The organism is Polaribacter sp. (assembly GCF_036480315.1).
Classification (GTDB): domain Bacteria; phylum Bacteroidota; class Bacteroidia; order Flavobacteriales; family Flavobacteriaceae; genus Polaribacter.
Genome location: NZ_JAZGGG010000033.1, coordinates 72,569 through 89,905, shown reverse-complemented (window position 1 = coordinate 89,905; position 17,337 = coordinate 72,569). Strand labels below are relative to the sequence as shown.

Annotated in this window: 14 protein-coding genes; 3 read left to right on the top strand and 11 right to left on the bottom strand. The window is 29.2% G+C overall.

Annotated features, from left to right (window positions below; all coding sequences use genetic code 11):
• Positions 1-59: 59 nt before the first annotated feature.
• Positions 60-1,334 (top strand): DDE-type integrase/transposase/recombinase, encoded by a 1,275-nt coding sequence (locus tag V3V28_RS06440; RefSeq protein ID WP_331364195.1) that lies wholly within the window; start codon positions 60-62, stop codon positions 1,332-1,334.
• 188 nt (positions 1,335-1,522) lie between these two features.
• Here V3V28_RS06440 and hutH read toward each other — a convergent pair whose 3' ends face one another.
• Entirely contained in the window at positions 1,523-3,031 is a 1,509-nt protein-coding gene (hutH, locus tag V3V28_RS06435) for a histidine ammonia-lyase (protein WP_331364194.1), read from the bottom strand.
• Between the two features lie 116 nt (positions 3,032-3,147).
• Between hutH and V3V28_RS06430 the strand changes: the two genes are divergently transcribed.
• Complete coding sequence (locus V3V28_RS06430; RefSeq protein WP_331364193.1) at positions 3,148-4,245, top strand: TlpA family protein disulfide reductase; 1,098 nt, start codon at positions 3,148-3,150, stop codon at positions 4,243-4,245.
• 3 nt (positions 4,246-4,248) lie between these two features.
• Positions 4,249-5,283, top strand: a complete 1,035-nt coding sequence (locus tag V3V28_RS06425; RefSeq protein WP_331364192.1) for a TlpA family protein disulfide reductase — start codon at positions 4,249-4,251, stop codon at positions 5,281-5,283.
• A gap of 80 nt (positions 5,284-5,363) precedes the next feature.
• On the opposite strand, the gene V3V28_RS06420 is transcribed toward V3V28_RS06425, so the two are convergent.
• The 10 genes from V3V28_RS06420 to V3V28_RS06375 form a co-directional block, all read right to left on the bottom strand.
• Complete coding sequence (locus V3V28_RS06420) at positions 5,364-6,317, bottom strand: acetyl-CoA carboxylase carboxyltransferase subunit alpha (protein WP_331364191.1); 954 nt, start codon at positions 6,315-6,317, stop codon at positions 5,364-5,366.
• Positions 6,318-6,379: 62 nt separating this feature from the next.
• Positions 6,380-7,294, bottom strand: coding sequence for a DMT family transporter (locus tag V3V28_RS06415; protein ID WP_331364190.1), 915 nt, complete (start codon positions 7,292-7,294; stop codon positions 6,380-6,382).
• The gene (locus V3V28_RS06410) at positions 7,281-8,372 is read right to left on the bottom strand and encodes an LptF/LptG family permease (RefSeq protein WP_331364189.1); all 1,092 of its coding nucleotides are present in this window, start codon (positions 8,370-8,372) and stop codon (positions 7,281-7,283) included. Before V3V28_RS06410 ends, V3V28_RS06415 begins: the two co-directional genes overlap by 14 nt.
• A gap of 44 nt (positions 8,373-8,416) precedes the next feature.
• Complete coding sequence (tgt, locus tag V3V28_RS06405; protein WP_331364188.1) at positions 8,417-9,547, bottom strand: tRNA guanosine(34) transglycosylase Tgt; 1,131 nt, start codon at positions 9,545-9,547, stop codon at positions 8,417-8,419.
• A gap of 188 nt (positions 9,548-9,735) precedes the next feature.
• Complete coding sequence (rluF, locus tag V3V28_RS06400) at positions 9,736-10,626, bottom strand: 23S rRNA pseudouridine(2604) synthase RluF (RefSeq protein WP_331364187.1); 891 nt, start codon at positions 10,624-10,626, stop codon at positions 9,736-9,738.
• Positions 10,627-10,693: 67 nt separating this feature from the next.
• Positions 10,694-11,296, bottom strand: a complete 603-nt coding sequence (locus V3V28_RS06395; protein ID WP_331364186.1) for an alpha-ketoglutarate-dependent dioxygenase AlkB family protein — start codon at positions 11,294-11,296, stop codon at positions 10,694-10,696.
• 13 nt (positions 11,297-11,309) lie between these two features.
• Positions 11,310-12,809, bottom strand: coding sequence for an aminotransferase class V-fold PLP-dependent enzyme (locus tag V3V28_RS06390; protein WP_331364185.1), 1,500 nt, complete (start codon positions 12,807-12,809; stop codon positions 11,310-11,312).
• 17 nt (positions 12,810-12,826) lie between these two features.
• Entirely contained in the window at positions 12,827-14,761 is a 1,935-nt protein-coding gene (locus tag V3V28_RS06385) for a protein-disulfide reductase DsbD family protein (RefSeq protein ID WP_331364184.1), read from the bottom strand.
• A 332-nt stretch (positions 14,762-15,093) separates the two neighbouring features.
• Positions 15,094-15,528: a heavy-metal-associated domain-containing protein gene (locus tag V3V28_RS06380; RefSeq protein ID WP_331364183.1), complete on the bottom strand. Its 435-nt coding sequence runs from the start codon at positions 15,526-15,528 to the stop codon at positions 15,094-15,096.
• A 36-nt stretch (positions 15,529-15,564) separates the two neighbouring features.
• Positions 15,565-17,334 carry an efflux RND transporter periplasmic adaptor subunit gene (locus tag V3V28_RS06375; protein ID WP_331364182.1) on the bottom strand — a complete coding sequence of 590 codons (1,770 nt, stop codon included), beginning with the start codon at positions 17,332-17,334 and terminating at the stop codon, positions 15,565-15,567.
• Positions 17,335-17,337 lie beyond the last annotated feature (3 nt).

The following is a 17,337-nucleotide window of genomic DNA, read 5'->3' as shown; positions in this document are numbered from 1 at the left end:
TTAAAACGTATTTAACTTGTATTAAATATTTTGACTATTTTAGCTTTCAAAAAAAAACTATGAATCATATTGCTACTCGCAAGAGTTGGGATACTTCAGTAAAACATCTAACTCGTCATGGTGTTTTAGATGATGTCCTTTCTCATTCACAACTTCGTTTAATTCCTTCTTCTAATATTTCTCGGTGGAAATATGAATCTAATGACAAATATCTTCATTGTGAAATAAATAACGTGATAAAAAAAGAAGTTGAACTTATAAAACGTATCAATCAATCTTCTAAAATTAAAAAACTTAATCAAAGCTATTTTAAACTTTGTGATACTTTTCATGAGGCTCTTTCTTCTGTAAAGGGAGTAAAATCTGTTATTCGTAAACATCGTGATGTAATTGTAAATACCATTGAAAATGTAAAGGAGTTTATTTCTGTTGATTCCGCCTTAAAAGTTTTTAATCTTTCCAGAAGCTCATTTGAGCATTACAAAAATCGTCTTCTCTACACATGTGATGATTCTTATTTCAATTGGTGTGTGAAAAAGCACCCCAATCAACTTTTATCAAATGAAGTCGTCACTATTAAAAAATACATGACTCATAAGATTTATAAACATTGGTCGAAATCTTCTATTTATCTCAAAGCTGTCATTGATGGAAATCTGCTCTGTGGAATCTCTACATTTTACAAATACTGCTCTTTACTTGGTTTTCAAAATAAACCTAGGCGTAAAAAATCTGATGATTATGATCCAGTGGTAACTTCTAAACCAAATGAACTTTGGTGTGTGGATGTCACAATTTTTAAAACCAAAGATCATGTCAAACATTATATTCATCTACTCATTGATCATTACTCAAAAATGATTCTTGGTTATAAAATTAAGTCTAGTTCCTCTGGAATTGCCATTAAAGAATTATTACAAACTGCCTGTCAAAAATACAAACCGAATCAAATTCAATTACTTTCTGATGGTGGAAGTGAAAATGTAAATAACACTGTTTCTCATTTTACCAGTTCAAATCATATCAAACATCTAATTGCTCAAAAAGATGTTGTGTTTTCCAATTCTATGATTGAAGCCATTAACAAAATTATTAAACATCAATTTTTACATCATAAAGAAATAGAAGACGAGAAACAACTTAGTAACATTCTTAAAGAAACCATCACAGCTTACAATAGGATAAGACCTCAAATGAGTTTACATGGAAATACACCTATTCAATCTTTTCAAGGAAAATCTATGGACTTTTCTGCTTACTCCAATAGCTTTCATATTCAAAAAACTATTAGAATCCAACAAAACACTAAATCCAAATGTATAAAATGCCATTAATGTCAAAGATCGTATCCTGAATTTAGTTCAGGAACTAAAAGTAGAAGGAATTAATTTTCCTTCTACTTTTTATAACCTATAATATATAATACTCTTTTTCTACTACTGGTAACGTATTCATTTTTAACCAATTCCCTTATAAGGGATAGCTTTTTGTATAAACACCTCGTAGGTAGCACGGCAAGATACTACCCAAACAATTCTATACTATCAATTTCTAAACTATTGATAAATTTAGAAGCATTTACAATATCAACATGCATTACTCTGTCTTCCTCTACTATTGTAACTTCTTTTCTAAAAAAATTAATTATAGACTCTATAAATGGAGAGCTTTTTCCGTTTCCAAAACTTAACGCTTGTGATGCTGTAAATAATTCAATCGCTAAAATGGTTTGTATATTATCTACTATTTTTTTACATTTTGTGGCTGCATTTGCGCCCATAGAAACATGATCTTCTTGTCCGTTACTAGACTCAATTGAGTCTACACTTGCAGGAGTTGCATATTGTTTATTCTGGCTCACAATACTTGCTGCAGTATATTGTGGAATCATAAAACCTGAATTTAAGCCTGGGTTAGAAACTAAAAATGGAGGTAAATGTCTGTGTCCAGAAACTAATTGATAGGTTCTTCTTTCTGATATATTCCCTAATTCTGATAAAGCAATTGCTAAAAAATCTAAACCTAATGCTAAAGGTTGACCGTGAAAATTTCCGCCAGAAATAATTTCATCTTCTTCTACAAAAATATTAGGGTTGTCTGTGACTGAATTTATTTCTGTTAAAAAAGTCTTTGTTACAAACTTAATTGTGTCTTTTGTTGCCCCATGAACTTGCGGCATACATCTAAAAGAATACGGATCTTGTACGTGTTGCTTTTCTTGAGAAATTAATTCACTCTCTTCTAAGAAACTTTTAATTCTTTGTGCTGTTTTTATTTGTCCGTTGTGTGGTCTTGCAAAATGAATTAATTCATTAAAAGGTTCAACTCTACCATCGAAACCTTCCAAAGAAATAGTACCTATTAAATCTGATAAATATGATAATTTATGTGCTTTTAGCAAATTAAAAATTCCGTAAGCAGACATAAATTGTGTTCCGTTTAACAACGCTAAACCTTCTTTAGACTGCAGATTTATTTTATCCCAAGAGAAAATACTTAATAATTTTTCTGATGCAATTTTTTTTCTTTTATAATACACTTCCCCTAAACCAATTAACGGTAAAGATAAATGTGCTAATGGTGATAAATCTCCTGAAGCACCTAAAGAACCTTGAGTAAAAATAACAGGAATAATATCATTATTATAAAAATCGATCAAACGATTTACTGTAGCCAATTGTACACCAGAATGCCCGTAACTTAATGCTTGAATTTTAAAAAGAATCATCAATTTTACAATCTCTTTTGGAACTTCATCTCCTGTTCCACAAGCATGACTCATTACTAAATTCTCTTGTAGTTTCTGCAGATTTTCATCATTAATTTTCACATTATAGAGCGCACCAAAACCAGTATTTATACCATAAATAGGCTTCGAAATCGATTTCGTTTTTTCATCTAAAAAAGCTCTACATTTTTCAATTTTCTGAATTGCATTTGATGATAATGTCAATTTTTTATCTAAAGAGATAATTTCATGAATTTTAGATAAATCTAAAGGTGCTAAATCTATGTAATGGAGTGTATTCATTTGTTTGTTTATTGGTTTTCAAAAGTGCAAATTCGCATCTGTATATGCAAATGATTTTAACTATTTTTTGCAATTTAATGTTCTATATTTGTATGCTTAAATTTAAACCTATAAAAATGAAGAATAGTTGGTATGTACTTTCTTTTTTAATTTTTCTCTCTTCTTGTGTGAAAAAAGAAATTGAAAAAGAAAAAGTAAGCCCAAAAAAAACGGTTTCTAAAGATTATGCTATTCTTTCTGGAGTTATTAAAAACAGTACCGAAAATTATTTTGTTCTTTTTGGTAAGCAGATAAACCAAAGAATTACTTTACAAGAAGATGGTTCTTTTTTAGACAGTCTAGAAATTAAGGTAATTACTACTAACGGCATTAGAGTTAATAAAACACAAATTCCTATTTATCTAAAAAAAGGATATCATGTAAACATAAATGCAGATGCAAATAACTTTGCAAAATCGATAACTTATGATGGTATTGGTGCAAAAGAAAACAATTATTTGTTGGCGCAATATAAATATGGATTAATGCAGGGAAAAGCATCTGGAAAAGGTATTTATTCATTATCCGAAGAAGAATTAAAGAAAACTTTAGAGACCTATAAAACTGGCCTAGATAGTGTTAATAACTTATACCAAAACATAGATAGTGATTTATTAGATTTCACAAAAAGACAAAACACAAAGTCAATTGGTTTCATTCAGAATTTATATAATACCACAAAAGACAAAATTAAACTACAAAAAGAAGCTTTAAAAAAATTAGTAAAAGGCATTCCTTCTCCTAAATTCTCTAATTATGAAAATACAGAAGGTAAACTTATAAGTTTAGATGATTTTAAAGGAAATTATGTTTTTATAGAAGTTTGGGGTACCTGGATAAAAGATTATACAGAAAACGCAAAACTTCTTAATAAATTCAAGAAAAAACATGCTTATAAAAATCTAAAATTTATAACTCTTTGTGCTGATAATAAAGCTAGTTCTGGTACAATTAGATTTGCAAAACAAAAATGGAAAGCAGCAATTGGTAAAAATAATCTTTTAGGAAATCATCTTTTTATTGGAAATGATAGAGTGTTTTTAAAAGAATATCTAGTTATAAATTTACCAAGATATATTTTAATTGACCCTAAAGGAAAAATTATTGATGCACAAGCACCATCTCCTTTGACACCTAAATTAACAAAACTATTTGATACATTAAAACTAAAATAAAAAATGAAAAAATTAAGCCTTCTATTATTAACCCTTTTGGTTGCATTTTCTTGTACCAAAGAGCATTCAAAAGAATACTTAACACTTTCTGGAAAATTTGAAAACAATAAAGACTCTATTTTATCTATTTCTACAAGAACGGGCATTATAAAAACAATAAAAATAAATAATGACGGTAGTTTTAAAGATACTTTAAAAGTAGCTAAAGGAGAAATTTACACAATGCAAACAACTCAAACAAAAAGAGCGCCTATCTTTTTAAAAAACGGTTTTGATATAACCATAAATGCAGATGGTTTTGAAAATGACATAATGAATAGTCTTAAAGTTTCTGGCGAAGGTGCTTCTAATACCAACTTTATTATTGCGCAAATAGATAAAAGTAGAAGTTTAGGAAACCCTCAAATAATTTTAAATTTAGAAAAAGAAGCTTTTGATAAAAAATTAGCAAATATTGTAGGTGAATACGATAGTATTTTAAACTCATACAAAAATATAGACAGTTCTTTAATTGTAATGGCAAATCAACAATCTAAACAGTTAGTTACTTATTTTGAAAGTAATTACAATAATAATCTAACCATGGGTAAAGGAAATACTTCCCCAAATTTTGAAGAATATATTGATATTAAAGGTGGTAAAAAATCTTTAGATTCATTTAAAGGAAAATACGTTTATATTGATGTTTGGGCTACTTGGTGCGGACCTTGTATTAGAGAAATTCCTTCTTTACAGAATCTTGAAAAAAAATATCACAAAAAAAACATTGAGTTTGTTAGTATCTCTACAGATGAAAGCAGAAGAAATGGTGGGTCTTGGGAAGCAGCAGAAAAAAAATGGAGAGACTTTGTAAAAGCAAAACAAATGTCTGGCGTTCAATTATGGGCTGGCCAAGATAATTCTTTTCAAAGAGCGTATCAAATTAACGGAATACCAAGATTTATTTTAATAGACCCAAAAGGAAATATCGTAGATGCAAATGCGCCAAGACCTTCTGACCCTAGATTAAAAGAATTATTTACTTCTTTAGGAATGTAAAAAATTTCAATTTACTTGAAAATAAAAAAGCGAAATTCTTATTCAGAATTTTGCTTTTTTTTATACTTATAATAAAATGGTTACTCTTTATAGACACCCATTTCTGCATATTTATCCATTCTTTTAATCACCAAATCTTTATCGTTTAAGCCTTTTAACTCATCGAAAGCAGCAATAATCTGTTCTTGTACAGCTTTAAAAGCGCCTTCTCTATTTGCATGAGCTCCACCAACTGGTTCTTGAATAATTCCATCTATTAACTTTAACTTTTTCATATCAGTACCAGTTAATTTTAAAGCAGCTGCAGCTTGTTCTTTAAACTCCCAACTTCTCCATAAAATAGAAGAACAAGATTCTGGAGAAATAACGGTATACCAAGTATTTTCCATCATATAAACCTTATCACCTACTCCAATACCTATAGCTCCTCCAGAAGCTCCTTCACCAATAACTATGGTAATAATAGGTGTTTTTAAACGAGTCATTTCTAAAATATTTCTAGCAATAGCTTCACCTTGTCCACGTTCTTCAGCTTCTAAACCAGGATATGCTCCTGGAGTATCTAATAAAGTTACAACAGGAATTCTAAATTTCTCTGCCATTTTCATTAAACGCAAAGCTTTTCTATATCCTTCAGGATTTGCCATTCCGAAGTTTCTATACTGACGTGTTTTTGTATTGTATCCTTTTTGTTGACCAATAAACATAAAAGATTGATTGCCAATTTTACCAAGGCCACCAATCATAGCTTTATCATCTTTTACATTTCTATCTCCGTGAAGTTCCATAAAGGTATCTCCACAAATAGCTTTAATGTAATCTAAAGTATAAGGCCTGTTAGGATGTCTAGACAATTGAACTCTTTGCCAAGGTGTTAAGTTTTTGTAAATATCTTTTCTGGCTTTTTCTAGCTTTTTTTCAATCTTCTTGCAAGTAGCAGTAACATCTACTTCGCTTTCTTCTCCTATAATTTTACATTTCTGCAATTGATCTTGAAGATCTTTAATAGGCATTTCAAAATCTAAATATTCCATATTTTGTAGTTGTTTGTAATAACAAACATACTATAAAATTTGTTTTTGTGAGCAAAAAGAAGTTACTTTTTTCTAACAGTTTTTTCTTGAAATTTCTTTTTAATTAAGGATTTGTTTTTAATAATTCCGTTTAATAAAACCACAAACAAAACAATAAAAGCTCCTAAATAAAACGTTGGATTCATTTTTTCCTTTTCTCCAAAAATAAATAAAGCCAAAACTATGGCGTAAATAGGCTCTAAATTTACAGTTAACATAACTGTATATGGTGAGATAAATTTCATGATTTTTACAGAAGCAGTAAAAGCATACGCCGTACAAACACTGCTTAAAACAAGTAAATAAACCCAATCTAATGTTGGTAAAACAAAGAGTGAACTGGAAAAACCATTTATAAACAACATATAAAAAGTAATAAAAAGTGCACCAAAAAATAATTGATAAATAGAAATAGTATCAGCTGAATATTTTTTGATAAAAAGTCCGTTTAAAACTGCAAATAACGAACCTAAAAAAGATGAAATTAATGCATAAATGATTCCTAATTTATATTGACTTTCAAAATTAAAAATAATGTACAAACCTCCAATAACCAACAAACCTAGCAAAATTTCAATTGATTTAATTTTCCTTTTAAAGAAGATGGGCTCAATTAAAGATGTAAAAAATGCTCCTGTACTCATGGTAACTAAAGCTACTGAAACATTGGAAACTTTAATTGCTTTAAAAAAGAAAATCCAATGAAGTGCAATTACAATTCCTGTCACTAAAAACTTTACAAAACCTTGTTTATCTAGTTTTAAAGATTTGTTTTTAAAAATAAAATAAGCAAGTAAAAAAACTACCGACAAAGACATTCTATACCAAACTAACGGGATAGCATCAATAGTTATTAATGCTCCTAAAATAGCAGTAAAACCCCAAATAAATACAATAAAATGAAGTAAAAGGTAATTTTTAAGTTTATTTTCTTGCATTTAAGTACAGATAAATAGCCAAACAACCAAAGACAATATTAGGCATCCAAACATATAAAAGTGAATTTACGCCAGCAACCGCTCCTAAAACTTCGGAAATTTTCATTAGAAAAACATATAAAAACATAATTCCAATTCCGATTGCTAAATTAACACCTGTACCACCTCTTCTTTTTCTAAACGCTAAAGCCACAGCTATAATAGTAAGAAAATAGGATGCAATAGGTAAACTTGTTCTTTTATAGAGTTCTACTAAATAGGCATTTAAGTTCTTTACACCTCTTTTTTTAGAAACCCCAATATAACTTATCAACTCATTTGAAGGCATTTCTTGTGCAAAAGCAGATTTATAAATTAAATCTCTTGGTGCAAAACTGAAAACTGTATCGAGCTTGTTACCAGAAAAAACACTGTCTCTATCTTTATAAATTTTACGTTTTCGCCAATCTGAAAGTGTAAAAGTAGAATCATGAGCATTGTAAGTAATAGTTCTAGAAACTAATTTAGATTTTAATTCTAAACCATTATAGACTTCTGATGTAAAGTCATAACCTGTTTTTCTTTCCGTATCAAAACTTCTGATAAAAATATAAGTACTATCTGTTAGTTGTAAACTAAAATCTCTTACTTGTTTTAGCCCATTTTTGGTTGCTCGGTTATCTAAAAATTCTTTTTCAAATTTTTTCCTTTCCTTACTACTTGTTGGTACCACATAATGGTTCATCCCTAAAGAAATTAAAGTAACCAAAGTAGCACCAATAAAGTATGGGTATAGAAAACGAGTAAATGAAACCTTCGCATTTGTAATTGCTATAATTTCAGTATTGTTAGATAGCTTCGAAGTAAATAGAATTACAGCAATAAATAATGCCAAAGGCATAAACGTATTGGCATAATAAATAATGAAATTCTTGTAGTATTCATCTACAATCTGATAAAACCCTAAATCTGCATGTTCAAGAAAATTATCTATTTTCTCTGATATATCTATAGCAATAGCAATAGGAATCAAGATTAGTAAGGTGAACAAAAATGTTACCAAAAATCGTTTTAATATGTACCAATCTATTATTTTCAAAAGCGAAACTTTATTTTAAATTTAAATTAAGGTTTTCCTAATCTTTAAAGTCTTTTATCCATTTGTTTTACCATCATATCTTTCCATTCTCTAAAATCTCCTGCAATAATATGCTTTCTTGCTTCTCTTGTTAACCAAACATAAAAACCTAAATTATGAATAGATGCAATTTGCTTACCTAACATTTCTTTAGCAGCAAATAGATGACGTAAATAGGCTTTAGAATACATAGTATCTACACCAGTAATTCCCATTTCGTCTATTGGAGAAAAATCATCTTCCCACTTTTTATTTTTAATATTGATTGTTCCATGTGCCGTAAACAACATACCATTTCTAGCATTTCTTGTTGGCATTACACAATCGAACATATCTATACCTAAAGCAATATTTTCTAAAATATTAATTGGTGTACCAACACCCATTAAATATCTTGGTTTATCTTCAGGTAAAATTTCTGTAACAACTTCTGTCATTGCATACATTTCCTCTGCAGGTTCACCAACAGAAAGACCACCAATTGCGTTGGCTACTTGATTTGAATTTGCTATGTATTCTGCAGATTGCTTTCTTAAATCTTTATAGGTACTTCCCTGAACAATAGGCATAAAACTTTGCTCAAATCCGTATTTAAATGGTAATTTTTCTAGATGATTTATACATCTATCTAACCATCTATGCGTCATATGCATAGAACGTTTAGCATAATTATAATCGCAAGGATATGGTGTACATTCATCGAACGCCATAATAATATCTGCGCCAATTGTACGTTGAGTTTCCATAACATTTTCAGGTGTAAAAAAGTGCATAGAACCATCTATATGACTTTTAAATTTAACACCTTGCTCGTTAATTTTTCTTCTTCCAGAAAGTGAATATACTTGGTAACCACCAGAATCGGTTAAGATATTACTATCCCAATTCATAAATTTGTGTAAACCACCAGCTTTTTCTAAAATTTCTAAACCTGGACGTAAAAATAAATGATAGGTATTACCTAAAATAATATCTGGTTTTATTTGTTCTTTTAATTCTGATTGATGAACGCCTTTTACAGTACCAACTGTACCAACTGGCATAAATATTGGCGTTTCTATAATTCCGTGATCTGTAGTAATTGTACCTGCTCTGGCTTTACTTTTGGGGTCGGTTATTTTTAAGTCAAATTTCATTATGGCAAAGATACTATTATTTAAGAATTGATAAATAAAATGAACTGTTATAAAAAACGAAAAATTATTGGTTTAATTATGATGGCAAAATGTGCGTTAAGGATTGAAATGTAAATCCTTTTTAATTATTTTCTAATAAAAAAGATTGTAATGAAAAGCCTGACCTGTAAGGTAACGCCCAAAATATTTTACCAACGTTTCTTTTTAGATGAAAAACCAGAATTACTTCTTTTACTTTTTGGTGATGATTTTCTAAAAGAGGCGCTTTTTTTATTGAAATCGTTTTTTGATGGTGCTGCTTTTTTCTTTGATTGTTGTTTTTTGGGCTTTTCTTTAACTGCAGATGCTTCTTGGGTTTTGGATGAACTTGAAATCATGGTATTAATTTCTTTCATTTCGTCTTCCGTTAATTCACGCCAATCACCAGTTTGTAAATAACCCAACTCAACATTCATTATTCGAGTACGTTTTAACTTGGTTACTTCATACTCTAAATATTCGCACATTCTACGAATTTGACGATTTAAACCTTGTGTTAAAATGATTTTAAAGATTTTAGCGCTTATTTTTTCGACTTTACATTTATTGGTAACGGTGCCTAAAATAGGAATTCCGTTACTCATTTTTTCTATAAAATCGTCTGTAATTGGTTTGTCTACAGAAACGAAATATTCTTTCTCGTGATTATTTCCTGCCCGTAGAATTTTATTTACGATATCTCCATCATTGGTTAAGAAAATTAAACCTTCAGATGGTTTGTCTAAACGGCCAATTGGGAATAATCTTTCTGGGTAGTTTACGTGTTGTACAATATTGTTTGGTTCTCTATCATCTGTGGTAGAAACTATACCTACGGGTTTATTTAGAGCGATGTACAAGGTTACGTTTTTAGGTATAACTAAACGACCATCGAACTTTACAACATCTTTTTTACCAACTCTGTTACCTAGTTGAGTTGGTTTGCCGTTAATTGTAATTCTGCCTTCATTAATAAATTTTTCTGCTTCTCTACGAGAGCAAATTCCAGAAGAACTTATGTATTTATTAAGGTTTATAGATTTTTGATTAGAATTGTCCAAAGAAAATAATTTTCTGCAAAAATAGAAAATATTTCTGATGCAAAGGGTTTAAACCCATTGTTAAAAATTATAACTCTATCGTTCTAAACGTTAAGTTAATTCTTGGTGAATTTACTTTTTTAGTTGGTGGCAACCTGTGTAACCAATTGGTTTGCGTTCCTTTTTTCATCACTAACAAACTACCTCTTTCTAAAATAATATCTATTCTTTGTTTGTTTTCTTTATGTTTAAAAGAGAATTTACGTTCTGCTCCTAATGAAACAGAAGCTATTGCTCCGTCTTTTTTTAATAACTTTTCTCCGTCTGAATGATATGCCATTCCTTCTTCACCAGAGTGATACAGATTTAATAAGCAAGAATTGTAAGTTTCTCCGCTTTCTTTTTCGATAATTTCTTTAAGCTCTAACAGTTCATCTGTAAAAATGTTAGCTGTTTTTGTAACTCCAGAATATTTGTAAGAAAATTCTGAAATTCCATACCAAGCTACTTTTCTTTTAGTGATAATTTTCTTGCCAAAAATAATAGCTTCATCATTTTTCCAAAGAATAGTATCCATTAGTATTTGATAATAAAAATCGCACTGATTTTTATTTAAAACAATTCCATGGTAATTGGTCATTCCATCAAAAGGTAAAATGTTCTTTATTTTTTCTAATGAAAACAAATCCATTTAAAACATATGCTTATAGTGAGAACCATTTTTTAACCAATTCTTTTTCTATTGGTTCTACAGTTTTATGAGTAAAATCATTTTTAATAGGATGATATTCATAATCTTTTGCCCATTCTTCAATATTTTTAGACAATTCTTTTAACGAATCGCAAATAAAATTTAATTCTTCTGATGTAATTGTTGGGTGAATAGATAAACGAATCCAACCTGGTTTATCTGTATTGCAACCGTGTAAAATTTCATCTTTTATTCTATTAGAAGTTTCTTGGTCTACATTCAATAAAAAGTGTCCGTATGTTCCTGCACAAGAACAGCCTCCTCTTGTTTGAATTCCGAATCTATCATTCAATAATTTTACCACTAAATTAAAATGATATTTTTCAAAATAAAAAGAAAAAATACTCAATCTATCTTTAATATTTGGAGCTAATATTTTTACATCAGAAATACTTTCTAATGTTTTAAACATAACCTCATTAATTTCATCTTCTCTCTTTTTAATATTAACAATACCCATTTTGTCTTTCAGTTGAATAGAAAGTGCAATTTTTATAGCTTGTATAAAACCGGGTGTTCCACCATCTTCTCTGGTTTCTACATCATCAAAATAATCATGTTGTCCCCAAGGGTTTGTGTAACTTACTGTACCTCCACCAGGGTTATCTGGCACAACATTTTTATACAATTTATTATTAAAAACCAGAACTCCTGAAGTTCCTGGGCCTCCTAAAAATTTATGAGGAGAAAAGAAAACAGCATCTAAATATTCTTCTTCAATTTCTGGGTGCATGTTAATATCTACATATGGCGCGCAACAAGCAAAATCTACAAAACAAAACCCGTTATATTGATGTAATAATTTTGCTACTTTATGGTAATTCGTTTTAATCCCTGTTACGTTTGAACAAGAAGTAATTGAAGCAATTTTTATGGTTTTATGCTCGTGTTTTTTAATCGCTTTTTCAAACTCTATTAAACACAACAAACCATCATTATCACAAGGAACAACCTCAACATCTGCAATTGTTTCTAACCATGAAGTTTGATTAGAGTGATGTTCCATATGAGAAATAAAAACAATTGGCCTAATTTCATCAGGAATGTTAGTGTGTTCTTTTAAATTCTCTGAAACTTTTAAACCTAAAATTCTTTGAAACTTATTTACAACACCAGTCATTCCTGTACCAGAAGTTATTAAAACATCATTTTCACTTGCGTTAACATGTCTTTTAATAATATTTCTAGCTTCATGATACGCCAAAGTCATTGCTGCGCCAGAAGTTGAAGTTTCAGTATGTGTATTTGCTATAAAGGGTCCAAATTCGTTTAAAATTTTTTCTTCAATAGGTCGATATAACCTTCCGCTTGCGGTCCAATCTGTATAAATTAATTTTTGTTCTCCATAAGGAGATTCAAATGTTTGATTAATACCAACAATATTATCTCTAAACTGATTAAAATAGTTTTCTAAATCAGATTTTACAGATGTGTTTTTATCTATTGAAGTCATAATTATTGTAGCTAAAATTATTTAAAATTTGCAATTCCTTCTTTCATCCAATTAAAATATTTGTCAACATCTGGAGTATATGCAACTGGTTTATTTAAATTCACCTCATTATGATCCATTAAAACATAAAAAGGTTGTGTATTGGTTTTGTATTTTATGGCTTGTAATTCGCTCCATTTTTGTCCAATATATTTTAATTTCTTTCCTAATTTTAATTTTGAATCTACAATTTCACTTTCTTTAAGTGGTCTTTTATCATCAACATATAAAGAGATTAAAACTACATCATTTTTTAGCATTTTTAAAACATTTGGTTTTACCCAAACATTTTGCTCCATTTTTCTACAATTTACACAAGCATGTCCTGTAAAATCAATCATAACGGGTTTGCTTACTTTTTTTGCATATGCCAAACCTTTATCATAATCATTAAAAGCTAAAATGTTGTGAGGTGCCATTAGATGTGCTCCATCAGGAATATCTGAATGAGATACTTCACCAGAACCTAATTTCATAAAACCAACTCCATAAGGAGATTCGCTATAATGTTGTGGTGGTGGAAATGCACTAATTAAATTTAAAGGTGCTCCCCATAATCCTGGTAACATATATAAAGTAAAAGTTAATGAAAACATCCCTAAACTTAATCTACCAACAGAAATATGCTTCAATGGAGAATCATGTGGTAATTGAATTTTCCCGAAAAGATATAACGTTAATGTTCCAAAAATGGCAATCCAAATTGCAATAAACACTTCTCTCTCTAACCAATGCAATTGTAAAACTAAATCTGCATTTGATAAAAATTTAAAAGCTAAAGCTAATTCTAAAAACCCTAAAACTACTTTTACCGTATTTAGCCAACCACCAGATTTTGGTAATGAATTTAACCAACCAGGAAAAGCTGCAAATAATGTAAATGGTATTGCAATTGCTGTTGAAAACCCAAGCATTCCTACTATTGGCCCAATCTGACTTCCACCAGCAGCAGCTTCTACTAATAAAGTACCAACAATTGGTCCTGTACAAGAAAATGAAACAATTGCCAATGCCAAAGCCATAAAGAAGATACCAATTAAGCCACCTTTATCCGCTTGAGAATCTACTTTATTTGCCCAAGAATTTGGTAACATAATTTCGAATGCTCCTAAAAATGATGCCGCAAAAACTAGTAATAAAACAAAGAAAACAACATTAAACCAAACATTTGTAGAGAGCGCATTTAATGCATCTGCTCCAAAAAGTAGACTTACTAAAACACCTAGTAAAACATAAATTACAATTATAGATAGACCGTAAATAATAGCATTTCTAATTCCTGCAGCTTTAGATTTACTTTGTTTTGTAAAAAAACTTACAGTCATTGGTATCATTGGAAAAACACAAGGTGTTAATAGCGCCGCAAAACCAGAGAGAAAAGCAATTAAAAAAATAGAAAGTAATCCTTTATTTGATGATGAATTATTACTTGAAGTAGAAGTATCTACGTAAGTTATGTTTGATGTTGAAGATAATTTAAACTCTAAGTCTACTTCTGTTGGTGCCATACATTGTGTATCGTCACAAACCATAAATTCGACTGTTCCGTAAACTATACTTTTATCACCATTAACTTTAATCCTTTGTTTAAAAATTGCTGAATCTTCAAAAAACTTAATTTTCATACCAAAAACTTTATCGTCTACAGTATGACCTTCTTCTTCAATTGTTGTTCCTATTTTTTGAATTGAATTTTTAGTTTCATTAAAATAAAATGCAGTTGGTATTGGTCCATCTTCAGGAACATTTTGTGAATACAAATGCCATCCTTTTTCTAAAGTTGCTTTTGCAATTAGTGTAAATTCGTTGTCAGATATTTTTTCTACAGAAGTATTCCATTTTATAGGATCTTGTATTTGAGCTATCGTTCCAAAACTTATTATTAAAATAAGAATAGTAATAATTTTTTTCATATTTACTAATTTACATTTAAAAATGATACTGATTATTAAAAGTTTAATACTTTATAATATCTGAACAAAAATATAAATTAATTTATGAAACACTGTTTAATTATGAATTGTATTTTATGTTAAAACTTTAAATAATGTTAGTTGTAATTTATTCTATAATAGGAATTGAGAATAAATATAATATTAAACCTATTTTAAAACTGTAAAAAAATAAAAGAAAGAGAATTTAATGTTTGCAAAAATTATTCAAAAAATAAGAGTAATTAAAATTTCTGTGTATTTCTAAAATATAAAAGAGCCCATAAACAAGGCTCTTTTATATTTATCTAATATTAATGATCTGAATGATCTTCTTCGTTCTTTTCAACAGATTGATTCATTACCATTTCATGGTCATATTTACAACAACCAGGTAAGCCATTATAAGACTCTTCACTCCCTGCTATTTTTTCTGTATCATAACCAGAAGCTGCAATTGCTTTATGAATTGCCATTGCATCTGTTTTTGCATCATCAAAAGAAACGTCAATTTTCTTTTTATCAACATTCCAAATTGCACTTGCTACACCATCAACATTATTTGCAGCTTTTTCAATGGTGCTTTTACACATACCACAATTACCTCTTACACCAAAAGATAGATTGGTTGTTGCTATTTCTTTAGAAACTTCTGTTGTCATTGTTTTTGTTTCTTTTTTAGCTTCATTCTTACAGCTTGTAAATGTTATAGCTGCAATTAATACAATACTTAAAATTACTTTTTTCATTATCTTAAAATTTAATTATTACTATTTGACTTTTAATTATTCTATTACTTGTTTTACTTCTCCACAGGTAAGCATAGCATTACCATAATATGGGTTTATTACTTTTTCCTCTTTACTCAACCAATATGCACCTTTGTTATTATTTGCCATTGGACAAAATTGATGAAAGACTTTTTCATTGATTCCAAATACTTCAATCGCATTCGTTAAGTGTAATGATAAATGTTTAAAATGATTTCTTTGTTCCTTAATTTTAGATGTATTTGAAATGGAAGTTGTCGAAACTTTAATTTCTTTTTCTAATGACATCCAATGATTATGTACTTTATTAGTTAGTAATTTCATATCAACTTTAGATAAATTATCTAATAATTTTTTTGATTCTAATACTACATTATTTGAATCATCTTTAACTAAAGCATCTTTCAATTTTATATAATCATTAAAAACTTCTTTCAATTGATTTTTAAAATTGGTTGACACCTTCAATCTTTCATTTATATTGGTAGGATTATCATTGTTTATTGAAGCAGTTTTTTCCATTCCAAGATGTCCTTCGTGACCAGTCATCACTTTACCACCAACTTTATTCATCATTGATTTTTTACCTTGTAATTGTGCTGCTGCATCAACTGTAAATGTTCCATTAGTAACGATTCTTTCTCCATTACTTAAACCAGATATTACTTCATAATTATCACCAATTTGGTTACCTAATGTAATTTCACGCATTTCAAAAACAGGTAAATTAGGGTTTTCTTTTACATAAACAACAGAGCGTTTTCCTGTCCATAAAACTGCTGATGATGGAACAGATACAACTTGTTTTTTATTTGAAGTAGTACTATTTATTTTTCCTTCAACAAACATTCCTGGTTTAAGAAAACCTTCTTTATTATTAAGCACTACTCTTAATTTTATAGTTCTTGTTTTGTTGTCTAAAATTGGGTCAATAAAATTTACTTTAGCAATAAACTCTTTATTTGGATATGCACTTGTAATTATAATCACTTTTTGCCCTTTTTTAAACAAATTAATTTGATTTTCGTACACATCAAAATTTGCCCAAACGGTATTTAGATTTGCTATTTTAAGCAATGACTGCCCCTGTTTTATAGTTTCTCCTTGTGCAACTAATTTTTCTGAAACTGTACCTGAAAGGGTAGCATATACAGGGAAATTTTCTAAAACTTTACCTGATTTTTCAATTTGATTAATTTGATTTTTCGATAATTTCCAAAGTTTTAATTTATTACGAACTGCTTTATACAATGCAGGTTGCGATTCTTTTAAAGATACAGTTGTAATTAATTCTTGTTGGGCAGCATATAATTCTGGAGAATATATGGTTGCCAATAATTGACCTTTACTCACTTTTTCTCCTGTAAAACCTACATATAAACGTTCTATTCTTCCTGAAAAATAACTGACTTGTACAGAATTGACTTCTTCGTTTTCTACAATTTTTCCAGATAGTTTAATAGCGTTATCATTCGTTTTATCACTTCCAACAACAGAAGTTTGAATGTTTGCCAATGCCATAGCATTTTTAGTTAGTTTAAATTGATCTGCTAATAATCCTTCTGAACTACTTTCTACAGGAATTAAATTCATTCCACAAATAGGACAATCGCCTGATTCTGGTTGCATAATCTGTGGATGCATAGAACATGTCCACATTTGATTAGTTTCTGTTACTGCATCATGATTGTGCTCTGTTTCTGTATTTGATGAACCACCAAAAAGGAACCATCCAAATAAAAGTCCCACAGCTAATATTCCTATATAAATTATATATTTTTTCATAAT